The following is a 26,217-nucleotide window of genomic DNA, read 5'->3' as shown; positions in this document are numbered from 1 at the left end:
CGACCCGGACCGATGCCATGGCCCATGCATTCAAGGTAGGCGACCACGTGCGCTGGAATTCCGAAGCCGGCCACGCCAGCGGCCGCATCGTCAAGGTCCATACCCGCGACACGGAGTACAAGGGACACATGCGCCGCTGCAGCGAGGACGACCCGCAGTACGAGATCCACAGCGACCGCACCGACCACGTCGCCATGCACAAGGGCGCGGCGCTGCAGAAGATCGGCTGAGCGTGGCCGCCGGTCGCGCCGCCGTCTCCACCGTCTGGACCGTGGGGCATTCCACCCGGTCCTGGGACGGCTTCCTGGCCCTGCTGGGCGGATGCGGCATCCAGGCACTGGCCGACGTGCGCCGCTTCCCCGGCTCGCGCCGGCATCCGTGGTTCGCCAGCGAGGCGCTGGCCGCGAACCTGCCGGCGGCGGGGATGGAATACCGCTGGCTGCCGCAACTGGGCGGGCGCCGCCGGGTGCGGCCGGGCTCGCCCAACGGCGGCTGGCGCAACGCCTCCTTCCAGGGCTACGCCGACCACCTGGACAGCGCCGAGTTCGCCGAAGGGCTGGACCTGGCGCTGGCGCTGGCCGCGCGGCGCCGCACCGTGCTGATGTGCGCCGAGGCGGTGTGGTGGCGCTGTCATCGCGCGCTGATCGCCGACGTGCTCAAGCTGCGCGGCATCGAGGTGCTGCACATCCTCGATGCCGCGCACGTCCAGCCGCATCCCTACACGTCGGCGGCGCGGGTGGTGGAGGGCCGGCTGGCGTACCCGCCGCCGCAGCCGGGCCTGTTCGACGCCGATTGAGCCGCCGTCCATCGTGCGGCCCGGCGGGGGCAGCGGCGTGCCGCCGCGCGCCGGCGGGCGGATAATCCCGTGGTCTCCCCCGCAGGTCGCCCACCGCATGGTCTTCCACGCTCCCGTTTCCCTGGACGAACTCAACCGCCAAGGCCGCGGCACCCTGATCGAACGCCTGGGCATCGTCTTCACCGGCGCCGGCGAGGACTGGCTGCGCGCGACCATGCCGGTGGACCCGCGCACCCGGCAGCCGTACGGGCTGCTCCACGGCGGCGCCTCGGTGGTGCTGGCCGAGACCCTGGGCAGCAGCGCCGGCAACCTGTGCCTGGACGCCGCCGTGCACATGGCGGTGGGCCTGGAGATCAACGCCAACCACCTGCGCGCGGTACGCGCGGGCACGGTCACCGGCACCGCGCGGGCGCTGCACCTGGGCCGCACCACCCAGGTCTGGGAGATCCGGATCGAGGACGAGGCCGGCCGCGCGGTCTGCGTCTCGCGCCTGACCCTGGCGGTGGTGGCGGCGCCGCCGGCCGCCTAGCGCCGGTGGGTTTGCCCCACGGGCGCCGCACACGACGCCATGGACGGGCGCAGGCGCCACCGGCGGGGTACGGCCGCATGGGTTCCTGGCATCGCGCCCCGGGTCTGGGCGGCATGCCGCGTCCCGCGTCCTTACGCGGCGGATGCCCAAGCGGCGGCCATCCGGTATCTTGCGCGTCCATGGAACACGTCCCCCCACGTGCCGCCCGGCGTCCCCAGCGACGCGGCGCGATCGTGCGCAGCGCCCGCTATCTCTACCGCGTCCCGCTGCTGCTGCTGCACCTGCTGGTGCCGCTGCCGCTGACCCTGCTGTGCCTGGCGCCGCCGCTGGGGCACATCCGCTGGGGCCCGGAGACGCTGGGCGACCGCGCCGTGCGCGCCTGGTCGGCGGGGCTGATGTGGATCTTCGGCTTCCGCCTGCGCCGGGTGGGTACGCCGCTGCCCGGCCCGGTCCTGTTCGTGGCCAACCACGTGAGCTGGATCGACATCGAGGCGCTGCACAGCCAGCGGATGATGGGCTTCGTGGCCAAGCGCGAGATCGCCGGCTGGCCGCTGGTGGGCTGGCTGGCCGCGCGCGGGCAGACCATCTTCCACCGCCGCGGCAGCGCCGATTCGCTCAACGGCGTGCTCGAGGCGATGGGCGAGCGCCTGCGCGCCGGCAAGTCGGTGGGCGTGTTCCCGGAAGGGCGCACCCGGGGTGGCGAGGACGTGGGCCCGTTCCATGCGCGCATCTTCACCGCCGCGGTCCAGGCCCAGGTGCCGGTGCAGCCGGTGGCGCTGCGCTACGGGGCCGGCGGCGCCGCGCAGACGGTGGTGGCCTTCGGCCCGCGCGAGAACTTCGCGGCCAACTTCCTGCGCCTGCTCGGCGAGCCGGTGCGCCCGGCCGAGATCCATTTCCTGGCGCCGATCCCGCCCGGCGACGTGGAGGGCCGGCGCCGGATCGCCGAGCAGGCGCGCGAGCGGATCGTGGCGGCGATGGCGCGTTGAACCCGGCGCCCGGCTTGCGCCGCCCGGGCGCGGATGCAGAATGGCCGGCGCGCTCCCGCCTTCCCCCGACATGCTGACCGCCGCCGACTACCAGCCGTCCCGCCTGCTCCGCAACCCGCACCTGCAGTCGGTGCTCGGCTCCAGCGGCCTGCGCGGCCGCCGCGGCCTGCAGGCGCTGGCCGCCAGCGGCGCGGTCACTACCGAGTACATCCTCGATGGCGGCGGGAACGCGCGCCTGCAGGCCTGGCACAGCCACGTCCCCGGCACGGCGCGCACCGGCACCGCGCTGCTGCTGCACGGCTGGGAAGGCAGCGCGGACTCGGGCTACATGCGCCTGACCGCGGCGCGGCTGCTGGCCCGCGGCCTGGAGGTGGTGCGCCTGAACTTCCGCGACCATGGCGACACCCACCACCTCAACGAGGAGCTGTTCCACTCCAATCGCCTGGACGAGGTGGTGCACGCGGCCGCCGACCTGGTCTGCCGCCTGCGCGTGCGCGATCTGGTGGTGGCCGGCTATTCGCTGGGCGGGAACTTCGCGTTGCGGGTGGGCCTGCGCGCGGAGGCGGCCGGGCTGCCGCTAAGGCGCATCGCCGCGGTCTGCCCGCTGGTGGACCCGGCGCGCACCATGGACTGCATGGAGCGCGGGCCGGCGATCTACGACTGGTATTTCCGCCGCAAGTGGCGCCGTTCGCTGCAGCGCAAGCGCGCGCTGTTCCCGGAGCGCTACGACTACGACGACGCCATCCTGGCGCTGGACCTGCGCAGCCTGACCGCCTGGCTGGCCCGGCGCTACGCCGGCTTCGGCAGCGTGGAGGCGTACTTCGACAGCTATTCCATCGCCGGCGAGCGCCTGGCCGCGCTGCGGGTGCCGGCGGACATCCTGATGGCGCGGGACGATCCGGTGATCCCGTCCGACGATTTGCGCCAATGGCGGCTGCCGGCGGCCGCGCGGCTGGAGGTGGCGCGCTGGGGCGGCCACTGCGCCTTCGTCGAGAGCCTGGCCGGCGACGGCTTCGCCGAGCGCTGGGTGGCCGAGCGCCTGTGCGCGGTAATGCGGTAGGACCGCGCCGCGCATGCGGGTGGCTGCATCCGTTTGACCGGCTTCGGCTTCTCTTATTCCGTGGGTAAGCGCGTGCCGGGCGTCAACGGCAAAAAGCGCTGTGGGGTGTCGGCTTCGGCGGGAGCCGCGGCCGTCCGGGTGTGTCGTGGCCGCTCGGGCGCACGTCCGTGTGCGCACTCGCTACCGCGGCCATCCATGGCCGCTGCCACGCACACCCGGACGACCACGTCTTCGGGTGCGTGCGGGATGTGGCTTCGCTCAACCAACAGCCAGAGCGTCGTAGCTGAAAGCAAGTGCTTCCCTTTGGAAGCGACAGCCGTTGCCGTGGCTGTGGGGCAAACGAAGCCACTGCCCGAGGACGGCGGCCCCTCCGAAGCCGACGCACTCGAATGCTTTTGCTATTCCCCGGAGGCTGGAGAAACCAACGCGATCCGCCCTTGGGCTACCCTGGGGACCGGTCCCACCAGGAGGACGCGCGATGCGCATCTGGAGCGAGAGTTTCCAACCCCGCGGCCCGATCCCGGCGCGGTATGCCATGGGGCGCGCCGAGGGCCTGTCCGACAACCGCAACCCGCACCTGGCCTGGGACGAGGTGCCCGAGGGCACGCGTTCGTTCGCCCTGTTGTGCATCGACCCGGACGCGCCGACCGTGCCGGAGACGGTGGGCCGGGAGGACATGCAGATCCCGGTGGAGCAGCCGCGCGCGGAGTTCGTGCACTGGGTCATGGCCGACGTCGCGGCGCAGGTGCACGCCATTGCCGAGGGCAGTTGCAGCGACGGAGTGACCGCCCGCGGCAAGCAGTCGCCGCCGGGCCCGGAAGGCGCGCGCCAGGGGCTGAACGACTACACCGGCTGGTTCGCCGGCGACGCGGACATGGGCGGGGACTACTTCGGCTATGACGGCCCGTACCCGCCGGCCAACGACCTGCGGGTGCACCGTTACTTCTTCCGCCTGTTCGCGCTGGACGTGGCGCGGCTGGAGTTGCCGGCGCGCTTCACCGCGGCCGACGTGCTGCGCGCGGTGCAGGGCCATGTGCTGGCCGAGGCGGTGGTGTACGGGGCCTACACGCTCAACCCGGCGGTGCGCGCGCCGGGATAGAGACTTCGGGTGCGCGTCTTGGCGGCCGTGGCGACGGCCGGCGACGAAAGGCCCGGCAAGCCGCTGCCGCCGTGCCCGAGGGAAGCGATCCGCAGGGCGCACGCCATCCATGGCGTGCTCGACGCGGCTACTCCCGTCTTCGATGCGTGTCCGGGTGCGATGAGGGCGCCCGGCTTCGGAAGGGGCGGGATCAGCGCGCGGTGTTTTCCGACTCGACCACCATGTCCAGCACATAGGCGTAGCGGGAGGCGTCGGCCGGCACGTTGCTGCGGGTGTAGCGGTCGATGCGCAGGATGTTGCGCACGCCGGGCTCGTGCTCGTAGCCCTCGATCTGGTCGTAGAAGTTTTCCCACGCGCTCGGATCGCCGGTCCGCAGGCCCTGCTCGTCGTAGTGCACCTCGCGCACCTGCAGGCATTGCTTGTCCGGGATCAGCGGGTGGCTGCAGGGCTGGGTCTGGGCCGCCACCTCCAGGAACATGCGCTCGGGCGCACTGCCGTAGCGGGTGGCGGCGGTGGGCTCGCCGTTGAACACCAGGCGTTCGTCCGCGGCGGTGGTCAGGGCCAGGCGCGGTGGGTCGGTGGCCGGGTCGACGGCAAGCGCCAGCCTGCCTTCCAGGCGCCGGCTCACCTCCCCGTCCAGCGCGGCCAGGGCCGGGTCGGCGCAGGCCATCAGGGTCGAGGCCATGCGGTCCACGGTCAGGTGCCCGTTTTCCAGGCGGTAGCCGCCGCCGATGTGGTTGCAGGCGTTGGACACGCTCAGGCGGCCGTCGGCGAAGTCCAGTTGCACCGGCCGGTCGGCGCGCACGAACAGCGGGTCGATGCGGGCACCGGTGGCGTCGCTGGCCTCGGCCAGGCGCCAGTGGTAGGCGGGGAGCAGGGTACCGGCGTCCTGGGCGGCCGGCGCGGGCGTCTGCGCGGTGGGCAGCTCGCCGGGCGGCGGCTCGGCTTCGGAGGCGGGCTTGTTGCAGCCGGCCAGGGCCAGCGGCAGCAGGACCAGCAGCGGGAAGGGCGGGAACTTCTTCATGATGACCTCCTTGTGGGCGCCGGCATGGCGTCGATGGAACAAGAACGGTTGAATGCACCCGATGGGGTTGCGCGGGCGTGAAGGCGCGCCGTGCCGTCAACCGCCGGGCATCAGCACCAGCAGCAGCGCGCCCAGCACGATGCGGTATACCGCAAACCCGGTGAAGCGGTGCGCCTTGACGTAGCCCAGCAGCCAGCGCACCACGACGAAGCCGGTGGCCGTGGCCGCGGCGAAGGCCACCGCCACGCCGGCCCAGTCCTCGCCGCCCACCGCGCCGTCCTTCACCAGCTCCAGGAAGGCGTAGCCGCTGGCGGCGAACATGGTGGGGATGCCGACCAGGAACACGAATTCGGTGGCCGCCGAGCGCCGCGAGGTGCCGGCCAGCATGGCCATGAAGATCGCCGCGGCCGAGCGCGAGGTGCCGGGGAACACGCCGGCCACCACCTGGGCCAGGCCGACCAGCACGGCCACCTTCCAGGTCACCGCGGCCAGGTCGCCGCGGCGTTCGGCCAGGCGCTCGGCCAGCAGCATCCATACCCCGCCGACGACCAGGGCCCAGGCCACCGGGGCGATCGTCTCCGGCAGTTCCCAGCCGGCCAGCCGCACCGGCAGCCCGACCAGGGCGGTGACCAGGAAGGCCGTGCCCAGCTTGGCCACGTAGTCGCGGTTGGCCGCATCGCCCAGGTTCGTGGCCAGCTCCCACAGGCGGCGGCGGAACACCAGGGTGATGGCCACGATGGCGCCGGCCTGGATGACGATGTTGAAGAAGTCCGAGCGCGCGCCCAGCCAGTGCTGGGCGATCAGCAGGTGGCCGGTGCTGGACACCGGCAGGAACTCGGTCAGGCCCTCGAGGATGCCCAGCAGCAGGGCGGAAAACAGATCGGACACGGGCGGGACGGCGGGCGGGATGAGGCGGCCAGCATACGTGAGCGCGCGCCTGCGCCGGGGAGGCGGCGTCGGCCGCGGTTCCTCGCACCGGCGCGGGGCGCGACGGGAAGGGGCGAAGGCGGGAAGCGGCGCCGTGCGCGGCGAGGAAGGAGGCGCGTGGCCGGGTGGCGCCGGTCGCTTGCCGGGATATCGCACGGCTCCGGTTCACCAAAATGGTGCAAGGCGGCGCCGGCCTCGGTGCACTCGAATGGTGCATTGGTGCGCGGCGACGATGCGGCCCTATGAAAATCAACGACTTGCACAGAATAAATAGTTGGCATGCCGTTTGCTTTGGATTCGCTACCCATTACCGAGGTCGCCCGCAATGCCCGTGGAAAACGTTGAGAAGCTGATCAAGGACAACCAGGTCGAGTTCGTCGACCTGCGGTTCGTCGACATGCGCGGCGTGCAGCAGCACGTCACCTTCCCGGTCCGCATCGTCGAGCCGTCGCTGTTCGAGGACGGCAAGATGTTCGACGGCAGCTCCATCGCCGGCTGGAAGGGCATCGCCGAGTCGGACATGGTCCTGCTGCCCGACGCCGAGACCGCGGTGCTGGACCCGTTCACCGCCGACCCCACCCTGATCCTGACCTGCGACGTGCTCGACCCGGCCACCATGCAGGGCTACGCGCGCTGCCCGCGCGGCATCGCCAAGCGCGCCGAGGCCTACCTCAAGTCCAGCGGCATCGCGGACGTGGCCTTCTTCGGCCCGGAGCCGGAGTTCTTCATCTTCGACGCGGTGCGCTTCGCCAACGACATGGGCCACACCTTCTTCAAGATCGAGTCCGAAGAGGCGGCCTGGAATTCCGGCACCGAGTACGAAGGCGGCAACACCGGCTACCGCCCGGGCGTCAAGGGCGGCTACTTCCCGGTGGCCCCGACCGACTCGCTGCACGACCTGCGCTCGGAGATGTGCAAGACCCTGGAAGAGGCCGGCATCGAGGTCGAGGTCCACCACCACGAGGTGGCCACCGCCGGCCAGTGCGAGATCGGCACCAAGTTCAGCACCCTGGTGCGCAAGGCCGACGAGCTGCTGACCACCAAGTACATCGTCCGCAACGTCGCCCACCGCAACGGCAAGACCGTCACCTTCATGCCCAAGCCGATCGTCGGCGACAACGGCAGCGGCATGCACGTGCACCAGTCGCTGGCCAAGGACGGCAAGAACCTGTTCGCCGGCGACGGCTACGGCGGCCTGTCGCAACTGGCGCTGTGGTACATCGGCGGCATCTTCCGCCATGCCCGCGCCATCAACGCCTTCGCCAACGCCGGCACCAACAGCTACAAGCGCCTGGTGCCCGGCTTCGAGGCGCCGGTGATGCTGGCCTACTCGGCGCGCAACCGCTCGGCCTCGTGCCGCATCCCGTGGGTGTCCAACCCGAAGGCGCGGCGCATCGAGATGCGCTTCCCCGACCCGATCCAGTCCGGCTACCTGACCTTCACCGCGCTGATGATGGCCGGCCTGGACGGCATCAAGAACCAGATCGACCCGGGCGCTCCTTCGGACAAGGACCTGTACGACCTGCCGCCGGAGGAGGAGAAGGACATCCCCAAGGTGTGCTCCAGCCTGGACCAGGCGCTGGAGGCGCTGGACGCGGACCGCGAGTTCCTCAAGGCCGGCGGGGTGATGAGCGACGACTTCATCGACGGCTACATCGCGCTGAAGATGCAGGAGGTGACCAAGTTCCGCGCGGCCACCCACCCGCTGGAATACCAGTTGTACTACGGCAACTGACACGAGGCGCCGCGCGGGAAACCGCGCGGCGCTTTCGCATCGCGGCCCGGCAGGGGCCGGCCGCGCGCAGGAGAGGAGAGAGGCGAAGCGGCGCAACGAAACATCAAGCTGGATCACGGGCCTGCACGACCTCCCCCAAGTCGTCGGGTGCAGCCCTGGATCGGTGCCGCGGCCGGCAGGGCGCGGCCATGTCGAACGGGATGCCGGGTCCGCCACGGGCCCGGCGCGTCCCCGCGAAGGACCGAATGCCGGCCCGTGCGGCCGGACCCTCCACCATCGGGATGCGAACATGAAACTGATCACCGCTATCATCCGGCCGTTCAAGCTCGACGAGGTGCGCGAAGCCCTCGCCCAGGCGGGCGTGTCCGGCATCACCGTGACCGAAGTCAAGGGCTTCGGCCGGCAGAAGGGCCACACCGAGCTGTACCGCGGCGCCGAGTACGTCGTCGACTTCCTGCCGAAGATCAAGCTGGAGACCGTGGTGGCCGACGAGCGCCAGGACGCGGTGCTGGAGGCGATCCGGCAATCGGCCGGCACCGGCAAGATCGGCGACGGCAAGGTGTTCGTCGCCGACATCGAACATGCCATCCGCATCCGCACCGGCGAAATCGGCACGGACGCGCTCTAACCCCACTCGGAGCCCCCCCATGAAGACTCGATTCCTCGCCGGGTACCAAGCCCGGTGCCGTACCCTGTGCGCGTGGTTCCTGCTGGCGGCCATCCTCGCCGGCGTCGCCAGCCTGCCCGTGCTGGCCCAGGAAGCCGCGGCGCCCGCCGCCGAGGCCGCGGCCCTGTACGCGACCCCCTACGCCGCCGAGCCGCCCGCGGCCTGGGCCACCGACGCGGACGTGGCGGTGCCGGAAGAGGCGGCCGCGGCCTTCGACAGCGGCAACGTCGCCTGGATGCTGACCTCCACCCTGCTGGTGCTGCTGATGGTGGTGCCGGGGCTGGCGCTGTTCTACGGCGGCATGGTCCGCGCCAAGAACGTGCTCTCGGTGTTGCTGCAGGTGCTGGTGGTCTATTCGCTGGTGGTGCTGCTCTGGGTGGCCTACGGCTACAGCGCCGCGTTCACCGACGGCAACGCGTTCTTCGGCTCGTTCACGCAGAAGGCGTTCCTGAGGGGCATCGCGCCCGATACCGATGCCGGCGGCCTGCCCGAGTTCCTGTTCGTCGCGTTCCAGTCCACCTTCGCCGGGATCACCGCCGCGCTGATCGTCGGCGCCTTCGCCGAGCGCATCAAGTTCAAGGCGATGCTGCTGTTCTCCGCGCTGTGGGTGACCCTGGCCTACCTGCCGATGGTGCACATGGTGTGGAGCGGGGAGAACGGCTTCCTGGCGCACAAGGGCGTGATCGACTTCGCCGGCGGCACCGTGGTGCACATCAACGCCGGCGTGGCCGGCCTGGTCGGTGCCTGGTTCCTGGGCAGGCGCCTGGGCTACGGCCGCGAGGCGATCAAGCCGCACAGCGTGCCCTACACCTTCGTCGGCGCCGCGCTGCTGTGGGTGGGCTGGTTCGGCTTCAACGCCGGCTCGGCGCTGGCCGCCGACGCGGCCGCCTCGCTGGCCATGCTCAACACCATGGTGGCCACCGCCGCCGGCGTGCTGGGCTGGACCCTGGTGGAAGCCATCGTCAAGGGCAAGCCCTCCGCGCTGGGCGGGGCCTCCGGCGCGATCGCCGGCCTGGTCGGCATCACCCCGGCCGCCGGCAGCGTCGGCCCGATGGGCGCGATCGTGATCGGCCTTTGCGCGGGCACGCTCTGCGTGTGGGGCGTCAACGGCCTCAAGCGCCTGCTGGGCGCGGACGACAGCCTGGACGTGTTCGGCGTGCACGGCATCGGCGGCATCGTCGGCGCGCTCCTGACCGGCGTGTTCAGCGACGCCTCGCTGGGCGGCACCGGCATCGACGGCTCGATCGCCGCGCAGGTCGGGGCGCAGGCCTTCAGCGTGCTGTTCACCATCGCCTGGTGCGCGGTGGCCACGGCCATCGCCATCCTCGTCACCAAGGTCCTGGTCGGCCTGCGGGTGAGCGAGGAAGTCGAGCGCGAGGGCCTGGACATCAGCGCGCACGGCGAACGCGCCTACGAGGCGTGATCCGCACCGGGCCGCGGCCGCAGCGCCGCGGTCCCGGTCCAGGCGGCGGCGCGGCAAGCGCCCGCCGCCGCCGGCCGGGCGCATCGCCCGGCAACCCGCCAGCGCAGGTGGATGCCATGTTCCCCGCAACGTTCCATCGTCCCGGCCCGCGCCGGCACCGCTTGCCACCGGCAGCGGCACCCGTTGCAATGGGCCATGGCTTCGCGATGGCTGTCCACGCTGCTGGTCCTGCTGCTGTGCGCCTGCGCGCAGGCGCCGTCGCGCAACCCGATGGCGGCCTGGGTGCCCTCGCCCAACCACGACGCGCGGCGGGCGACCCTGGTCGTGCTGCACGCCACCGAGCAGGACTCGGTGGAGCGCAGCCTGCGCACCCTGCGCAGCGGCCACCGCGGCGGGCCGGTCAGCGCGCACTACCTGGTCGGCGCCGACGGGGGGCTGTACCAGTTGGTCGAGGACTCGCGCCGTGCCTGGCATGCCGGCGGCGGCCGCTGGGGCGCGATCGCCGACCTGAATTCGGCCTCCATCGGCATCGAACTGGACAATGACGGTGCCGAACCGTTCCCGCCCGCGCAGATCGACGCGCTGCTGCGCCTGCTGGACGACCTGTGCACGCGCCTGCGCATCCCGCGCCACGCGGTCATCGCCCATGCCGACCTGGCGCCCACGCGCAAGCGTGATCCGGGCCCGCGGTTCCCGTGGGCGCGGCTGGCGCAGGCCGGCTTCGGCCTGTGGCCGGACCCGGCCCATGGCGAGCCGCCGCCCGGCTTCGACCCCTGGCTGGCGATGCAGGCCGTCGGCTGGCCGCTGGACGATCCGGACGCGGCCGTGCGCGCCTATCGCCGCCACTACCGGGGCGACGAGGCGGCCACCCTCGATGCGCAGGACCGGCGCATCCTGTACTCGCTGGTGCTGCAACTGCGTTCGATCCCCTGACCGCGGCCCGTCGCGCCTGCGCCTGGCGCGACGGCAGGCCGGGCCGGGCAAGGCCGGCGCCGGCCGCATGTCCACCAGGGCGGGATCGCGCGCAGGCCGGTCATGCACTAAATTGGTGCAATGGACCCGATGACCGCCATTCCCGCCCCCGGACTGGACCAGCTCGGCACGCCGGTGGCCTGGACCGATGCGCAGGCGCGCATCGTCGGCACCAACCCGGCGTTCCCGCGCTGGCTCGGGGTCGGCGCGCGGCGGCTGCTCGGCCAGCCGCTGGCCGCGCTGGAACAGGACGGCGACGCCCTGTCCCGCTTCCTCGGCCAGGACGAGCGCGAGGTGCTGCGGCTGCACCGCATCGCCCTGGGCGTGCCCGGCGAGATGCCGCGCCACGCCGACGGCTGGATTACCCGCACCGGCGAGGGCTGGCGCCTGGAAGTGCACCCGACCGACGCCTTCTCCGCGCTGGACCCGGCGCAGGCCCTGCCCGGCGCGCTGGCGGCCGCGCTCAAGGGCCTGGCCCACGAGCTGCGCAACCCGCTGGCCGGGCTCAAGGGCGCGGCGCAGTTGCTGGCCCGGCGCACCGGCCAGCGCGCCGAGGACAGCGGCGAGCACGAACTGGTGGAACTGATCGGCGCGGAGATCGACCGCCTCGGGCAACTGGTCGACCGGCTGCTGTCGCCGGCGCCGCAGCGAGCGCACGCGCCGCTGAACATCCATGCGGTGCTGGAGCGGGTGCTGCGCCTGGCCGAGGCCGAAGGCGGCGGCCAGGTGCGCCTGCAGCGCGACTACGACCCCAGCATCCCCGAGTTCGCGGGCGATGCCGACCGCCTGGTGCAGGCGGCGTGGAACCTGGTGCGCAACGCGCAGCAGGCCGGCGCGGCCACGATCGTACTGCGCACGCGGGTGGAGAGCGGCCTGCATATCCGCGAGCACCTGCATGCGCGCGCGCTGCGGGTGGAGATCGTCGACGATGGCCGCGGCGTGCCCGAGGAACTGGCCGAGCACCTGTTCCTGCCGCTGGTCAGTGGCCGCGCCGAGGGCACCGGTCTGGGCCTGGCCCTGGCCCACCAGGTTGCGCGCGAGCACCGCGGCTCGCTGACCTTCCGCTCGCGCCCCGGGCACACCGTCTTCACCCTGCTGCTGCCGCAGACCGAACCGGAGGGAGGCTCCCCCGCATGAGCACCGACAATCGCCGGGTCTGGGTGGTCGACGACGACCGTTCCGTGCGCTTCGTGCTGGCCACCGCGCTGCGCGAGGCCGGGTACGAGGTCGACGGGTTCGAGAACGCGTCCAGCGCCCTGGACGCGCTGGACGTGCGCGGTGCGCCCGACCTGCTGTTCACCGACGTGCGCATGCCCGGGCAGGACGGCCTGGCGCTGCTGGACCGGCTCAAGGCGGTGCACCCGCAGTTGCCGGTGATCGTGATGTCGGCCTATACCGACGTGGCCAGCACCGCCAGCGCGTTCCGCGGTGGCGCGCACGAGTTCCTGTCCAAGCCGTTCGACCTGGACGACGCGGTGGCCCTGGCCGCGCGGGCGCTGCCGGCCGCCGTCCCGGCACCGGGCGACGGCGGGCCGCGCGCGGCCGTGGTGGAGGACGCGCCCGGCACGTCGGCGCTGATCGGCGATGCCCCGGCCATGCGCGCGCTGTTCCGCGCCATCGGCCGGCTGGCGCAGGCGCCGTTGTCGGTGCTGATCACCGGCGAGACCGGCACCGGCAAGGAACTGGTGGCCAGCGCGCTGCACCGCGAGTCGCCGCGTTCGTCCGGGCCGTTCGTGGCGCTCAATACCGCCGCCATCCCGGCCGAGCTGCTGGAGAGCGAACTGTTCGGCCACGAGGCCGGCGCGTTCACCGGCGCGAGCAAGCGCCACATCGGCCGCTTCGAGCAGGCCGACGGCGGCACCCTGTTCCTGGACGAGATCGGCGACATGCCGGCCTCGCTGCAGACCCGGTTGCTGCGGGTGCTGGCCGAGGGCGAATTCTTCCGGGTGGGCGGGCGCGAGCTGATCCGGGTGGACGTGCGGGTGATCGCCGCCACCCACCAGGACCTGGAGGTGCAGGTGCAGCAGGGCCGCTTCCGCGCCGACCTGCTGCACCGGCTCAACGTGGTGCGCCTGCAGTTGCCGCCGCTGCGCGAGCGCCGCGACGACATCCCGCTGCTGGCCGACACCTTCCTGCGCCGCGCCGCGCGCAAGCTGGGTGCGGGGGCCAAGCGCTTCGACCCGGCCGCGCAGGCCGCGCTGCAGGCGATGGACTGGCCCGGCAACGTGCGCGAGCTGCAGAACACCTGCTGGCGGCTGGCCGCGCTGGCGCCGGGCGAGACCATCACCGTCGACGATCTGGACGGCGGGCAGGCGCCGGCCCCGGCCCCGGCGGCCCCGGCCGGGGAGCCGGAGGACTGGGACCGGCAGTTGGGGGAATGGGCGCGCGCCTGCCTGCAGGCAGGCGCGCGCGACCTGCATGCGCAGGCGCGCGAGCGCTTCGACCAAGCCCTGCTCGGCGCCGCCCTGAAGCACACCGGCGGCCGCCGGGTGGAAGCGGCCGCGCTGCTGGGCGTGGGCCGCAACACGGTCGCCCGCAAGCTCGGGCCGGCGCGCACGCGGCGCTGAGGCGCCCGGCAATTCATCCGCCCGTGGCGCCCGGGGGCTTATCCTGTGGCTCTTTCACGCAAGGAGCTACCCGACATGCGCATTCCCCTTGCCACGCTCGGCCTGTTCGCCCTGGCCGCCTGCAGCAGCGCCCCGCCGCCGGCCGAGCCGGCGCCGCCGGCGCCGGTCAGCACCGCGCAGCAGGCGACAGCGGTCCTGGCCTCGGCCTCCGGCAGCCGGGTCAGCGGCAAGCTCACCCTGGCGCCGATGGGCGATGGCGTGCACATCGGCGGCGAGGTCGGCGGGCTGACGCCCAACGGCCAGTTCGGCTTCCACGTGCACGAGAAGGGCGACTGCAGCGCGGTCGACGCCTCCAGCGCCGGCGGCCACTTCAACCCGGCCGGCACGCCGCACGGCCGCGCCGGCACCCCCGTCCACCATGCCGGCGACATGGACAACATCGTCTCCGACGCTTCCGGCGTGGCCCGGGTCAACGTGCACCTGCACGGCGTCACCCTGGGCGGCGGCGCGGCCAACGACATCGCGGGCCGCGCGGTCATCGTCCATGCCGCCGCGGACGACTACCACAGCCAGCCGGCCGGCAATGCCGGCGCGCGGGTGGCCTGCGGCTTGATCCGGGTGCCGTGACGCAAGGGCGGCCCAGGCCCCCGCGCCTGGGTCGCGCCGTCGCCGGCCCAGGCCGCGTCCTGGCAAAGGCAGCGGCCAGTCCGGTGCACCCGGAGTTCCCGGCCTTGTCGCCGACTGAAGCCGGCTCCTGCAAGTTCGGACGAACGGGTGGCGCGGCGCCTACTGCAGCTTCGCCCGTGCGTCGCCGTGCCCGTCGCAGTGCACGTACAGCACCGGGATGCCGTGCGCCTCCAGCACCGCGGCCAGTTGCCGCTGGCGGGCCAGGAAGTGCTCGTAGGCGCGCTGCAGCCGGTCGCGGTCGTCCGCCTGCGCGGTGGCGCCATGGTAGTGCGCGCACCAGCCGGCCGGGTCGAACAGCGCCATGCGCACGTGCCCGTCCTCCAGCCGCAGCAGCGGTTCGGGCCCGGCGTCCAGCCACTCCACCGCCTGCGGCGCCAGCAGCGCGGCCTCGATCAGGTTCCACAGGGCGCCCAGGCCCTGGTTCTCGTACTGCATGGCCATCATCGCGGCCAGGTCGTGCGCGGTGAGATAACGCGCGTGCTCGACCCGCGCGGCGAAGCCGTCCTGGGCCAGCAGCGCGGTGTCCGGGCGGGCCATGCCCAGCGCCAGCAGCTTTTCCTCCAACGCCTCGGCCACCGAGGCCACCTCCTCTTGCGGGCCGGCCAGCACGAACGGCAGCACCCGTAGTCCGCCGCCAGCCAGCGCGGCCTCGGCCTGGAACGGCAGCGGCACTTGGCCGGCGGCGTCGGCGCCGAAGGCAAGCACGCGCGGCCCCTGCCCGCGGCCGGGCGCGCGGGCGCGCAATTCCTCCAGGCGGCGGTGCAGCGGCCAGCCCGGGCGCAGCGCCTCGGCCGGGTCGAAATGGGCCGCGACCAAAGCCAGTTCCAGCCCGGCCACGCCGTTGACCAGGGCGGCCAGGTCGCGGCCCACGCACGTGGCCAGCTCGCCGGCCTGCGGGGGCGGCAGCGCCGGCCGGGCGCCTGGCCGCCGGCCAGTTCCAGCGCGAACACGCCTTCGAACGTGGCCTCAGCCATGCGCGCGGCCTCGCAGGTCGCGGTGGGATTCATTCATGTGCGGGTCGTCTTCGTCATTGGCCGCCTGACAGCGCGGGGCTACACTGCGGACATTATGCATTCGGCCGCGTATGCAGGCCGTGCCCACGAATGGAATCCGCCCGAGGTCGCCCCATGCCAGCCGCCCGTCCAGTCGCCATTCTCGGCGGCGTCCGCATTCCGTTCTGCCGGCAGAACACGGCGTATTCGGACGTGGGCAACCTGGGCATGTCGGTGCGCACGCTGGGCGCCCTGGTCGAGCGCTTCGGCCTGCACGGACAGGTGCTGGGCGAGGTGGCGATGGGCGCGGTGATCAAGCATCCCTCCGACTGGAACCTGGGCCGCGAGGCGGCGCTGTCCTCGGGCCTGTCGCCGCTGACCCCGGGCATCACCCTGCAGCGCGCCTGCGGCACCAGCCTGGACTCGATCGTCGCCGTGGCCAACAAGATCGCCGTGGGGCAGGTCGAATCGGGCATCGGCGGCGGCTCGGACACCACCTCCGACGTGCCCATCGTCTACGGCAAGGCGCTGCGCGCGCGCCTGCTGGCGGCCCACCGGGGCAAGACGGCGCGGGAGAAGCTCGCCGCGTTCAAGGGCTTCCGGCTGTCCGAGCTGAAGCCCGAGTTTCCCGGCGTGGCCGAGCCGCGCACCGGCAAGAGCATGGGCCAGCACTGCGAGGACATGGCCAAGGAATGGAACATCGCCCGCGACTCGCAGGACGCCTGGGCGGTGGACTCGCACCGCAAGCTGGCCGCGGCCTATGAGCGCGGTTTCTTCGACGGGCTGATCGTGCCGTTCCGCGGCGTGGAGCGCGACAACGTGCTGCGCCCGGACACCTCGCTGGAGAAGCTGGCCGCGCTCAAGCCGGCCTTCGACCGCACCTCCGGCCGCGGCACCCTGACCGCCGGCAACTCCACGCCGCTGACCGACGGCGCCGCCGCGGTGCTGCTGGCCTCCGAGGAATGGGCGCGCGCGCATGGCCACGAGCCGCTGGCCTGGCTGCGCGACGCGCAGGCGGCGGCGGTGGACTTCGTCCACGGCGAGGGCCTGCTGATGGCGCCGACCGTGGCCGTGCCGCAGATGCTGGCGCGCCACGGGCTGACGCTGCAGGACTTCGACGTCTACGAGATCCACGAGGCCTTCGCCGCGCAGGTGCTGTGCACGCTGCGCGCCTGGGAGAGCGAGGACTACTGCCGCAACCGCCTGGGCCTGGACGCGCCGCTGGGCCGGATCGACCCGGACAGGATCAACCCGGTCGGCTCCTCGCTGGCCACCGGCCATCCGTTCGCCGCCACCGGCGCGCGCATCGTCGCCACCGTGGCCCGGCAACTGGCCGAGCGCGGCGGCGGCCGCGCGCTGGTCTCCATCTGCACCGCCGGCGGCATGGGCGTGGTGGCGATCGTCGAGCGTTGAACCCCGGCGCCGGAACGGCCCCGGTTCAGGGCTGCGGCAGCCGCGGCATCCCGAATTCGTCGCGTTCCTCGACCACCGCCAGGTCGTAGATCTTCTCGCGCAGGTCGCGGCCGGGCAGTTCCTCGGCCGCCTCGCCGCGGGCCACGCGCAGGGCGTTGGCGTAGGCGCGGCGGGCCAGGGCATCGTCGCCGGCCGCGGCCAGGCCGTGGCCCAGTTCCTCCCAGGCGTCCGCGCCGCCGCCCTGGGCGATGGCCCGGTGCAGGAACTCCTGCGCCTGCAGCCATTGGCCTTGCTGGCGTGCCAGGCGAGCCAGCGCCAGCAACAGGGCCGGGCTGGCCGGGTGCGCCTGCAGCCAGCGCTGGACGCTGGCGCGGCGCGAGTCGACGTGGCCGATGGGCAGGCGGCCGTAGAGGTCCACCAGCGACTCGTCGAAGCGCGTGTCCAGGGCATGGTCCAGGTGGCGCAGCGCCGCGTCGTGCCAGCGCAGGGCGGCGGCGCGGGCGGCATAGGCGGCCACCACCGGGGATTGGGCGCGCAGCGGCTTGGGCAGGGTTTCCCAGCGTTCGGCCAGGAGGTTGGCGTCGGCGGCCTCCTCCAGGCACTGGGTGGCCAGTTCGGTTTCCAGACGGGCCAGTTCGGCGGGCGGCAGCGCGGACTGCTGGCGCAGGGCGCCGAGCAGGCCGTACGCCTCGCCGGCGCGGCCGATCGCCGCCAGCGCGCGCACGCGCAGCACCAACCCCCGGGGGGGCAACGGCTGCGCGGCGGCCACGTCCAGCGCGTTGACCGCATCCACCGGCCGCCCGCGTTCGAGCAGGCGCTCGCCCTGCAGCACGGCGTGCAGGGCCGGGTCGCGTTCCTCCAGCGCCGCCAGCCAGGACTGGGCCGCGGCCTCGTCGCCGCGGCCCTCGGCGGCGCGTACCGCCGCGGCCAGGGCGGCGGGACCGGCGCGGGGGTCGCGGCCGGCGCCGGCCAGCAGGCGTTCGCTCCGGGTCCATTGGCCGCACTGCAGGGCGCGCAGGCCATCGAGCAGGCGCGCACGCGACTGCCGCGTACGGTAGCGGCCCCATATCCGGAACGGCAGCCGCAGCGTCTGCCAGGCCAGCGCCAGCAGCAGCCAGGCCAGCACCAGCACCAGGACGGCGGTGGGCAGCGAGGCGCCGTAGTCGTGGCCGCCGGCGCGCACGATCACCCGGCCCAGGGCGGCGGGGTCCTGCCGGGTGAGCCACTGTGCGGCGAGCACGCCCAGCACGGCCATCGACAACAGGACCACCAGCGAGCGGTACGGCTTCACGAGTCGCTTCCTCCCTCGCGCAGGGCGCGCAACTGCCGCAGGGTGGCGCCCAGGGCGGGCGCCTGCGGCCGCAGCGGTGCGCTGCGCAACGCATCCAGTTCCCGCAGAACTTCGCGCAGCGGCGGTGAATCGGGCCACAACCGGGCCAGCCGGGCGCGGGCGCGGTTCAGCGCGGTATGGAAGGCGTCGAGGTCGCCACGCTCGAGCGCGGCGCGCGCCAGGGTCAGCTCCAGTTGCAGGGCATCGCCGGCCAGGGTGCGCTCGGCATCGGTGAGCAGGGCCTGGTCGCCGGACGGGGTGATCTCCACCAGTGGGGCCAGCAGGCGCTGCCACCAGGTTTTCGGCATCGTGCCGTCGATGCCGGCCTGCGCATCGGGCTGCAACGGCAATCGCGGCAGGCGGGCGTCCAGGCCGGCCAGCCGCTTCTCCAGCGCCGCCCGCGGGCCGGCGCCCAGGGCATCGAGGTCGGCGCGCTCGGCCGCCAGCGTCTGCCGCAGGTTGAGCAGGCCCGGATCGTCCACGCCTTCCAGCAGGCCGGCGGCCAGTGCGTAGGCGCTGCGCGCGCCGTCGAGGTCGCCGGCGATGCGCAGGCGCTGTCCGCCCAGCACCAGCAGCAGTTCCACTTCGTCCAGGCGCACGGCGTGGCTGCCCTGGCGGCCGCTGGCGGCCAGCCGTGCCACCGATTCCTCCAGCAGTGCGTTGCGCTGGCCCAGACCCAGCACTTCGTCGCGCAGGACGCGGTTGGCGGCGGCCGCGTCGCGGATCAGGCGTCCCTGCGCGGCCAGGTCGCCACGCAGGGTGTCCATGCGCTGCACCAGCGCGTCCAGTTGGCGTGCGTCCTCGCTGGCGCGGGCCTGCGCCAGGGCCCGGCCCGCCTGCCAGGCATGCCAGGCGTACCAGCCGGCCAGGCCGAGCAGCAGCAGGGCGCCGGCGGCGAGCATGCGTGCGCGGGAACGGCGAAGGGGGGAGGCGTCGTTCACGTCGGGATCCTTGTCCGGCTGCGGCGTCGACGTAGGCGGACGACCTTGTCCGCGTCCGCGGCGGCGGCCACGCCCGAAAGCATCGCTTGGCCTCCGCGCGCCTGCAAGGCGGGGCGGTTCAGGCGGCGGCAATCAGTGCGTGGGCGGTGGCGGCCAGCGCGGCCGGGCGTGGATCGCCGGCCACGGCGACCGGGCCCAGTGCGTAGCCGGCGGCGATCCGGGCCAGGCGTTCGCTGGCCGCGGCCACGGCGCAGCGGCGCAGCGCCGTGGCCGCGGCGGCGGGCCATTGTTCCAGCACCAGGCGCAGGGCCTGTTCGCTGCTCAGGGCCAGGACGGCGGGCCGGTCCAGGCCGCGCAGCCGCTCCAGCGCGGCCGCGCCCGGAGGCAGCGGCACGCGGTCGTAGACGTCGGCGCGGTGCACCTGCGCCCCGCGCGCGGCGAGTATGGCCGGGATCATCCCGCGCCCGCCGGGTGCGGTGACCAGGCCGACGCTGGATATCCCGTCCAGTTCCGGCAGTGCCAGCAGGCCCTCGCTGTCCATGCGCGCCGGCGCCCGCACTGCGGCGATCCCGGCGCGGCGCAGGGCGGCGGCGCTGCCCGCGCCCACCGCGAGCCAGTGCTGGCCGCGGCGTTCCCGCAGCGGCCGCAGCCGTGCGGCGGCGCGCACCGCGGCGGGGCTGGTGAACACCAGCGCCTGCGCGTCCAGCGCCGCATCCAGCGCCTGCCGGCTGGCCGCGTCCTCGCGCGGCCGCAGCGCCCACGGCGAGAGCGCCAGCAGGCCGGCGCCGTGGCGCGCGGCGGCGCGGCGCAGCGCCTCGTGCCCGCCGCGCGGCCGCAGCGAGACCAGGATCCAGGCGGGCGGACGCGGTGTGGGCATTGCGGCATTATGGCCGTTCGGGCGCATGGCACGGTGCGCCGGCGCGAGCTTTCGGACCTGCCTGGATGACCACCGACGATTCCCTGGAGCGGCTGAAGGCGCACTTGCGCGCCATCCCGCTGGTGCGGGCGATGCAGGTCGAACTGGCCGGCGCCGCCGACGGGCGCCTGCGCCTGCGCGCGCCGCTGGCGCCGAACGTCAACGACAAGGGCTCGGCCTTCGGCGGCAGCCTGGTGTCGCTGATGACCCTGGCCGGCTGGGGGCTGGCCACCCGGCAACTGGCGCGGGCCGGCATGCGGGCCGACGTCTACGTCGCCGACAGCACGGTGCGCTACCTGGCGCCGCTGCATGCCGGGCTGGAGGCCGAGGCCTGGCTGGAGGAGGGTGGCTGGGACGCGTTCGTCGCCACCTTCGGCGCGCGCGGGCGCGCCCGCTGCCGCATCGCCGCGCGCGTTCTCCTGCCCGATGGCGGCGACGCGACGGTGTTCAGCGGCCGCTTCGTCGCCCTGGCCCGGGAGGCGCAGGCGCCCTGCTAGGATGGCCGCTTCCGCCCTGGAGCCTTCGGATGCCGCGCACGCTCACGATCCTGCTGGCCCTGGTTGCGCTGCTGCTGGCCGCGCCCGGCGCCGAGGCGCTCAATGCCCGCCAGCGCACCAAGCTGGAGCAGGCGCAGGCGGTGTTCGCCTCGGCGGTGCGCTGGAGCGACTACGAGGCCGCCTGGCAACTGGTCGACCCCAAGGTCCGCACGTCCGAGCCGCTGAGCGACCTGGAACTGGCGCGCTACCACCAACTGCAGGTGACCAGCTACCGCGAGGGCGGCAACGGCTCCCTGCCCGACGGCAGCGTGACCCGCGAGGTGGAGATCGGCGTGGTCAACCGCCACACCCAGGCCGAGCGGCGGATCCGCTGGCGCGAGCAGTGGCGCTGGGACGCGGAGGGCAAGCGCTGGTGGCAGACGGCGGGGTTGCCCGATTTCTGGGAAGGGGACTAGCAGGCGCGGGCGCGGTGGGGGGCTTGTGCGACAATCGCCGCCCCGCACGACGCCACGAAACGATCCTGCCGTGAATCCCGAGACCCTGATGGCCTTCGCCGGCCGCCATCCGATGCTGTCGCTGGCGCTGGTCGGCCTGACCCTGGCCATCGTCTACACCGAGATCGCGCGCCTGCTGCGCGGCTACACGTCGCTCAAGCCGGCCGAGCTGCCGGCGCTGATGAACCAGCACGGCGCGCTGGTGGTGGACCTGTCGGCCATCGCCGATTTCGAGAAGGGCCACATCGCCGGCAGCCGCAACCTCACCCCCAGCCAGTTCGACCCGCAGGGCAAGCTGCTGGCCGGGGCCAGGCAATCGCCGGTGGTGCTGGTGTGCCGCAACGGCATGGCCTCCACCGCCGCGGCCCGGAAGCTGAAGAAGGCCGGCTTCGAGCAGGTGTACTGGCTGGACGGCGGCATCGGCGCCTGGCAGGCCGCCAGCCTGCCGCTGGTCAAGGGCCGGGCCTGACCACGCCTGCGGGCATGTCATAATCGTGCGTTCTGTCCCGGTCCCCGCTGGCCGGTCCTCATCGATTCTTCCGTATTTGCTGGAGTTGCGAAATGTCCGACGAAACCACCAACGGCGCAGCCGCCCCCGCCCCGCAGGAAGCCGCCGGTCCGGCCTTCAGCGTCGAGAAGATCTACGTCAAGGACGTTTCCTTCGAGTCGCCCAACTCGCCGGCCATCTTCAACGAGCAGGGCCAGCCCGACCTGCAGCTCAACCTCAACCAGCGCGTGCAGCGCCTGAACGAGAACGTGTTCGAGGTCTCCCTGCGCGTGACCCTGACCTGCAAGGTCGGCGACAAGACCGCCTACGTGGCCGAAGTCGACCAGGCCGGCGTGTTCGGCCTGTCCGGCCTGCAGCCGCAGGCGATCGACGTGCTGCTGGGCACCCAGTGCCCGAACATCCTGTTCCCGTACGTGCGCCAGACCGCCGGCGACCTGATCCAGGCCGGCGGCTTCCCGCCGTTCCTGCTGCAGCCGATCAACTTCGACGCCCTCTACGCCGAGACCCTGCGCCAGCGCCAGGCCCAGGCCGAGGCGTCCAACGACGTGGCCTCGGCCGAGCCGGCCGGCAACGCCTGATCCGGCGCGCTTCACCGGCCCATGACCGCCGCAACTGACGCGTCCAGGGCGCCCCTGGCCGTCCTCGGGGCCGGCTCTTGGGGGACGGCCCTGGCCGCGCTCACCGCGCGCCACGGCCATCCCACCACCCTGTGGGGGCGCGATGCGGCCATGGTCGCGGCGATCGACCGCGACCACCAGAACCCGCGCTACCTGCCCGGCATCGAGCTGCCTTCCGCGCTGCGCGCCACCACCGGCATGGGCGCGGCGGTGGCCGGTTGCGGCTGGGTGCTGGTGGTGGTGCCCTCGCATGCCTTCACCCAGACCCTGCACGCGCTCAAGCCGCTGCTGCCGGCCGGGGCCGGGGTGGCCTGGGCGACCAAGGGCTTCGAGCCGGGTTGCGGGCGTTTCCTGCACGAGGTGGCCGAGGACGTGCTGGGCCCCGGCGTCCCCCTGGCGGTGGTCACCGGCCCGTCCTTCGCCAAGGAGGTCGCCCTCGGCCTGCCGACCGCGGTGACCGTGCACGGGGAGGACGCCGCGTTCACCCAGCAGGTGGCCGATGCGCTGCACGGCCCGGCCTTCCGTGCCTATACCGGCGACGACATGGTCGGCGCCGAGCTGGGCGGGGCGATGAAGAACGTACTGGCCGTGGCCACCGGCGTGTCCGACGGCATGGAGCTGGGCCTCAACGCCCGCGCCGGCCTGATCACCCGCGGCCTGAACGAGATGCTGCGCCTGGCCGCGGCCATCGGCGCACGCCCGGAGACGCTGATGGGCCTGGCCGGCCTGGGCGACCTGGTGCTGACCTGCACCGGCGACCTGTCGCGCAACCGCCGCCTGGGCCTGGCCCTGGGCCGCGGCCAGGGGCTGGAGGAGGCGGTGCGCGAGATCGGCCAGGTGGTCGAGTCGGTGCAGACCGCCGACGAGGTCATGCGCCTGGCCGGCCGCCACGGCATCGACCTGCCGATCTCCGCCGGGGTGCAGGCGGTGCTGCACGGCGACATTACCCCGGTGGATGGCCTGCGCCAGTTGCTGGCGCGCGAGCAGAAGCCGGAGTACCCCGAGGCGCTGTTCCGCTGAGCGCGGGCGTCCGGCCGCATCGGCCGGGCTGCCGTTTTCCATCCCGTTTCCTGCCGCCTGCGCGGGTTCGCGGTCGCCTGCGCACAGCGCAGCGATCGGCACGGATGCAGTTCCGGTTTTCCAGGACGCAATCTGCATTGGACGAATCGTCATAAAAAACCCTATTCATCCGTGTGGACGGATGAATAGGCGATACCTAGAGTTCTGAGCCATCCGGTGCGGTGCCGCACGACGCGGCGAAGCCCGCACCGGTCTGCCTTTCCGCCAGGACTTCCCCATGCCGATTCACTCCCACGTGGCGCGCCGCGCGCCGCGACAGGCCCTGCTTTGCCTGATGATCGCCACCGCACTGGCCCAGGCGCACGCCGCCGAGCCCACTCCCGCCTCCGCAGGCGCCACGACCGCCATCGCCGCGATGGCGCCCACCCGCCTCGATGCGGTGGTCGTCACCGGCACCCGCGGCGTGGCCCGCACCGTCGACGGCAGCGAGGCGCCGATCGACGTGCTGTCGGCCGAGGACATCGGGCGCGCCAACAAGAGCAACCTGCTGGACGTACTCAACACCGCGCTGCCCTCGTTCAACCTGCCGCTGGAAACCGGCGACCTCAACAGCATGGTCCGCGCCGGCCAGTTGCGCGGGCTCAACGCCAGCCACACCCTGGTGCTGGTCAACGGCAAGCGCTGGCACAGCACTGCGCTGCTGGGCGCCGGCGGTTTCGGCGCGGCCGCGCCGGTGGACCTGGGCCTGATCCCGAACGCGGCGATCAAGCGCATCGAGGTGCTGCGCGACGGCGCTTCGGCGATCTACGGCTCCGATGCCATCGCCGGCGTGGTCAACATCATCACCGAGGACGACCCGGGCGGCGGCGCGGTGTCCTACCGCGACGGCCGCCATTTCGAGGGCGACGGCCGCAACCGCACCTTCCAGGCCGGCGCCGGCCTGGCGGTGGGCGATGGCGGCCACCTGCGGCTGTCGGCCCAGTACGACGACCAGGAAGCGACCAACCGCACCGGGCCGGCGCGCTCGAGCTTCCTCTACTACTTCCCGCTGGATGCCCAGGGCAACGAGATCCTGCCGGCCGGCAGCCTGTCGTCCAACCCGCAGCTCCCCGCCGGTGCCACGCCCAACCCGAAGGAGGCCACGCGCGACGACTACGCGTGGAAGAACCGCGGCATCCGCGCCTTCGAATTGAAGTCGGTGGCCGCCGACTTCGGCCTGCCGCTGTCGCAGTACACCGAGCTGTACGGCCTTGCGCTGTACTCGCGGCGCGATGCCAAGGCGCCGCAGAACTTCCGCCACCCGGCGCGCGACGAGGTGGTGCGCGCGATCTTCCCCGACGGCTATGCGCCCTGGGAGGAACTGGGCGAGGAGGACGTGGGGGTCACCGCCGGCATCAAGGGCGGCACCGAGTCGGGCTGGTCGTGGGACCTGTCGAGCAACTACGGCCGCGACCGGGTCGACATCGACCTGCACAACTCGCTCAACCCGACCTACGGGCTGGACAGCCAGACCCGCTTCTACGTCGGCCGCCTGCGCTACTCGGCGCTGACCAGCAACTTCGACCTGCGCCGCGGCTTCGACGTGGGCTGGCTGGCGCAGCCGCTGCAACTGTCGCTGGGCGCCGAGCGCCGCGACGAGAACTACCGGGTCGGCGCCGGCGACGAGCAGTCCTGGTCGCACGGCGGCCAGCCGGTGCTGGACGGGCCCAACGCCGGCAAGGCGCTGGGCCGCGGCCTGGGCGGCGCGCAGGCGCTGCCGGGCTTCAAGCCCGGCGAGGAGGTGGACGAGGACCGGCGCAGCATCTCCCTCTACGCCGGGGTCTCGCTCAATCCCACCTCGAAGTGGCTGGTCGACCTGGCCGCGCGCCACGAGGACTATTCCGACTTCGGCAGCGAGATCACCGGCCGCCTGAGCACGCGCTACGACTTCAACGAGCGCTTCGCCGTCCGCGCCACCGCCAGCACCGGATTCCAGGCGCCGTCGCTGGCCGCGCAGTCGCACCGGCGCACGGTCAACGGCAACTACTCGACCACGCACACGCTCAAGGTCGACTCGCCCGAGGCCATCGCCCTGGGCGCCAGGCCGCTGGAGCCGGAGACCTCGGTCAACTACGGCATCGGCCTGGTGCTGGAGCCGTTCGCCGGCTGGAACCTGGCCCTGGACCTGTACCGGATCGAGGTCGAGGACCGCATCGCCCAGTCCACCACCTTCAGCGAGAGCAGCTACCCGGGCGCGGGCGCGCTGGTGGAAGCGGCCGGCTTCGGCCGCGACGACGGCATCACCTACTTCATCAACGCCGCCGACACCCGCACCGAGGGCGTGGAGCTGACCCTGGAGACCGACAGCGACCTGGGCCGCTACGGCAGCATCCGCTGGTCGCTGGCCGCGCACCACAACCGCGCCCGCATCCGCGACATCGTGCGCACCCCGGACGTGCTGGCCGAGCTGGACATCCCGGTGTTCAGCCGCGGCTCGCAGAACGACCTGCTGTACAAGGCGCCGCGCAGCAAGCAGGTGCTCAACGCCAACTGGAGCCTGGGCGGCTTCAACCTCAACCTGCGCCAGACCCACTACGGGGCGATCCAGCGCTGGGGCACGCCCAACCCGGTGCCGGCCACCGGCCCGTACGCGGGCCAGGCCGAGATCGCCTACAGCATCGGCGACACCTGGCTGACCGACATCGAGGCCAGCTACCGCTTCGCCGGCGGGCTGCGGCTGGCGCTGGCGGCGAGCAACGTGTTCGACGAGAAGGCGATCAAGTACCCGGAGCCGCTGACGCCGTCGAACATGGAGTACTACTACGCCACCGGCGGCCCGATCGACGCATCGGGCGGCTTCTGGGCGGCGACGGTCGAGTACCAGTGGTGACCCGCGCCCCCGGCGCGGCGCGGCCCGCGCACAGCACCGCCGGCCATCTGCACATGAGCAAATGCCATGCATGGCGCGCGCATCGGCGTGGACGCCGCCGCGCGCCGGTTCCTACAGTCACCGTCCGGTGACAGCCGTTCCCCTGTCC

At 73.1% G+C, this 26,217-nt stretch carries 25 protein-coding genes and 1 pseudogene; 20 read left to right on the top strand and 6 right to left on the bottom strand.

The features are described 5' to 3' along the window. The first annotated feature begins 17 nt into the window (after nt 1-17). From HNR76_RS09865 to HNR76_RS09840, 6 genes are all read left to right on the top strand, one after another. Entirely contained in the window at nt 18-230 is a 213-nt protein-coding gene (locus HNR76_RS09865; protein ID WP_162310678.1) for a hypervirulence associated TUDOR domain-containing protein, read from the top strand. Further along, the gene (locus HNR76_RS09860; protein ID WP_162310679.1) at nt 227-796 is read left to right on the top strand and encodes a DUF488 domain-containing protein; all 570 of its coding nucleotides are present in this window, start codon (nt 227-229) and stop codon (nt 794-796) included. Before HNR76_RS09865 ends, HNR76_RS09860 begins: the two co-directional genes overlap by 4 nt. Before the next feature lie 97 nt (nt 797-893). Further along, complete coding sequence (locus HNR76_RS09855) at nt 894-1,325, top strand: hotdog fold thioesterase (RefSeq protein ID WP_162310589.1); 432 nt, start codon at nt 894-896, stop codon at nt 1,323-1,325. Between the two features lie 179 nt (nt 1,326-1,504). After that, nucleotides 1,505-2,311, top strand: coding sequence for a lysophospholipid acyltransferase family protein (locus HNR76_RS09850; protein WP_162310590.1), 807 nt, complete (start codon nt 1,505-1,507; stop codon nt 2,309-2,311). Between the two features lie 73 nt (nt 2,312-2,384). Further along, entirely contained in the window at nt 2,385-3,371 is a 987-nt protein-coding gene (locus HNR76_RS09845; protein WP_162310680.1) for a YheT family hydrolase, read from the top strand. Nucleotides 3,372-3,849: 478 nt separating this feature from the next. Next, nucleotides 3,850-4,470: a YbhB/YbcL family Raf kinase inhibitor-like protein gene (locus HNR76_RS09840; RefSeq protein ID WP_162310591.1), complete on the top strand. Its 621-nt coding sequence runs from the start codon at nt 3,850-3,852 to the stop codon at nt 4,468-4,470. Between the two features lie 190 nt (nt 4,471-4,660). Here HNR76_RS09840 and HNR76_RS09835 read toward each other — a convergent pair whose 3' ends face one another. After that, the gene (locus HNR76_RS09835; RefSeq protein WP_162310592.1) at nt 4,661-5,494 is read right to left on the bottom strand and encodes an META and DUF4377 domain-containing protein; all 834 of its coding nucleotides are present in this window, start codon (nt 5,492-5,494) and stop codon (nt 4,661-4,663) included. A gap of 96 nt (nt 5,495-5,590) precedes the next feature. Continuing rightward, the gene (locus tag HNR76_RS09830) at nt 5,591-6,382 is read right to left on the bottom strand and encodes an undecaprenyl-diphosphate phosphatase (RefSeq protein WP_162310593.1); all 792 of its coding nucleotides are present in this window, start codon (nt 6,380-6,382) and stop codon (nt 5,591-5,593) included. A gap of 364 nt (nt 6,383-6,746) precedes the next feature. Here HNR76_RS09830 and glnA point away from each other — a divergent pair, with 364 nt between their 5' ends. The 7 genes from glnA to HNR76_RS09795 all read left to right on the top strand — a co-directional run bounded on the left by glnA (nt 6,747) and on the right by HNR76_RS09795 (nt 14,412). Then, on the top strand, nt 6,747-8,156 hold the full coding sequence (glnA, locus tag HNR76_RS09825; protein ID WP_162310594.1) for a type I glutamate--ammonia ligase: 1,410 nt from the start codon (nt 6,747-6,749) through the stop codon (nt 8,154-8,156). A 289-nt stretch (nt 8,157-8,445) separates the two neighbouring features. Beyond that, entirely contained in the window at nt 8,446-8,784 is a 339-nt protein-coding gene (locus tag HNR76_RS09820; protein ID WP_162310595.1) for a P-II family nitrogen regulator, read from the top strand. Nucleotides 8,785-8,803: 19 nt separating this feature from the next. After that, nucleotides 8,804-10,246, top strand: coding sequence for an ammonium transporter (locus HNR76_RS09815; RefSeq protein ID WP_162310596.1), 1,443 nt, complete (start codon nt 8,804-8,806; stop codon nt 10,244-10,246). A 195-nt stretch (nt 10,247-10,441) separates the two neighbouring features. Then, nucleotides 10,442-11,179 carry an N-acetylmuramoyl-L-alanine amidase gene (locus HNR76_RS09810; protein ID WP_162310597.1) on the top strand — a complete coding sequence of 246 codons (738 nt, stop codon included), beginning with the start codon at nt 10,442-10,444 and terminating at the stop codon, nt 11,177-11,179. Nucleotides 11,180-11,308: 129 nt separating this feature from the next. Next, the gene (locus HNR76_RS09805) at nt 11,309-12,355 is read left to right on the top strand and encodes a two-component system sensor histidine kinase NtrB (protein WP_162310598.1); all 1,047 of its coding nucleotides are present in this window, start codon (nt 11,309-11,311) and stop codon (nt 12,353-12,355) included. Further along, nucleotides 12,352-13,785 (top strand): nitrogen regulation protein NR(I), encoded by a 1,434-nt coding sequence (gene ntrC / locus HNR76_RS09800; protein WP_162310599.1) that lies wholly within the window; start codon nt 12,352-12,354, stop codon nt 13,783-13,785. The genes HNR76_RS09805 and ntrC overlap by 4 nt, the downstream gene beginning before the upstream one ends. Nucleotides 13,786-13,860: 75 nt before the next feature. Continuing rightward, nucleotides 13,861-14,412: a superoxide dismutase family protein gene (locus tag HNR76_RS09795; RefSeq protein WP_162310600.1), complete on the top strand. Its 552-nt coding sequence runs from the start codon at nt 13,861-13,863 to the stop codon at nt 14,410-14,412. A 159-nt stretch (nt 14,413-14,571) separates the two neighbouring features. Here HNR76_RS09795 and HNR76_RS09790 read toward each other — a convergent pair. Then, nucleotides 14,572-15,446: pseudogene (locus HNR76_RS09790) on the bottom strand (hypothetical protein). A 153-nt stretch (nt 15,447-15,599) separates the two neighbouring features. Here HNR76_RS09790 and HNR76_RS09785 point away from each other — a divergent pair. Continuing rightward, a complete protein-coding gene (locus tag HNR76_RS09785; RefSeq protein ID WP_162310601.1) occupies nt 15,600-16,877 on the top strand; it encodes an acetyl-CoA C-acetyltransferase in 1,278 nt (425 codons plus the stop codon). Nucleotides 16,878-16,902: 25 nt separating this feature from the next. Here the strand turns inward: HNR76_RS09785 and HNR76_RS09780 are convergent, their stop codons facing one another. From HNR76_RS09780 to HNR76_RS09770, 3 genes are all read right to left on the bottom strand, one after another. Further along, entirely contained in the window at nt 16,903-18,168 is a 1,266-nt protein-coding gene (locus HNR76_RS09780; protein WP_162310602.1) for a heme biosynthesis protein HemY, read from the bottom strand. Then, nucleotides 18,165-19,109 carry a uroporphyrinogen-III C-methyltransferase gene (locus HNR76_RS09775; protein WP_162310681.1) on the bottom strand — a complete coding sequence of 315 codons (945 nt, stop codon included), beginning with the start codon at nt 19,107-19,109 and terminating at the stop codon, nt 18,165-18,167. Before HNR76_RS09775 ends, HNR76_RS09780 begins: the two co-directional genes overlap by 4 nt. 157 nt (nt 19,110-19,266) lie before the next feature. Then, entirely contained in the window at nt 19,267-20,025 is a 759-nt protein-coding gene (locus HNR76_RS09770; RefSeq protein ID WP_246429092.1) for a uroporphyrinogen-III synthase, read from the bottom strand. Between the two features lie 65 nt (nt 20,026-20,090). Here HNR76_RS09770 and HNR76_RS09765 point away from each other — a divergent pair, with 65 nt between their 5' ends. The 6 genes from HNR76_RS09765 to HNR76_RS09740 all read left to right on the top strand — a co-directional run bounded on the left by HNR76_RS09765 (nt 20,091) and on the right by HNR76_RS09740 (nt 26,069). Next, the gene (locus HNR76_RS09765) at nt 20,091-20,561 is read left to right on the top strand and encodes a YiiD C-terminal domain-containing protein (protein WP_162310604.1); all 471 of its coding nucleotides are present in this window, start codon (nt 20,091-20,093) and stop codon (nt 20,559-20,561) included. A gap of 29 nt (nt 20,562-20,590) precedes the next feature. Further along, the gene (locus HNR76_RS09760) at nt 20,591-21,016 is read left to right on the top strand and encodes a hypothetical protein (RefSeq protein WP_162310605.1); all 426 of its coding nucleotides are present in this window, start codon (nt 20,591-20,593) and stop codon (nt 21,014-21,016) included. 70 nt (nt 21,017-21,086) lie between these two features. Further along, on the top strand, nt 21,087-21,524 hold the full coding sequence (locus HNR76_RS09755; protein ID WP_183982211.1) for a rhodanese-like domain-containing protein: 438 nt from the start codon (nt 21,087-21,089) through the stop codon (nt 21,522-21,524). A gap of 92 nt (nt 21,525-21,616) precedes the next feature. After that, on the top strand, nt 21,617-22,141 hold the full coding sequence (gene secB / locus HNR76_RS09750; RefSeq protein WP_162310606.1) for a protein-export chaperone SecB: 525 nt from the start codon (nt 21,617-21,619) through the stop codon (nt 22,139-22,141). Nucleotides 22,142-22,162: 21 nt separating this feature from the next. Beyond that, nucleotides 22,163-23,200 carry an NAD(P)H-dependent glycerol-3-phosphate dehydrogenase gene (locus HNR76_RS09745; RefSeq protein ID WP_162310607.1) on the top strand — a complete coding sequence of 346 codons (1,038 nt, stop codon included), beginning with the start codon at nt 22,163-22,165 and terminating at the stop codon, nt 23,198-23,200. Nucleotides 23,201-23,477: 277 nt separating this feature from the next. Then, entirely contained in the window at nt 23,478-26,069 is a 2,592-nt protein-coding gene (locus HNR76_RS09740) for a TonB-dependent receptor plug domain-containing protein (RefSeq protein ID WP_162310608.1), read from the top strand. The last annotated feature ends 148 nt before the right edge of the window (nt 26,070-26,217 follow it).

Origin of the sequence: Pseudoxanthomonas broegbernensis (genome assembly GCF_014202435.1) — a bacterium.
GTDB classification, from domain to species: Bacteria; Pseudomonadota; Gammaproteobacteria; order Xanthomonadales; family Xanthomonadaceae; genus Pseudoxanthomonas; species Pseudoxanthomonas broegbernensis.
The sequence above is the reverse complement of the archived record's forward strand: the minus strand, read 5'-3'. Positions and strand labels throughout refer to the sequence as shown.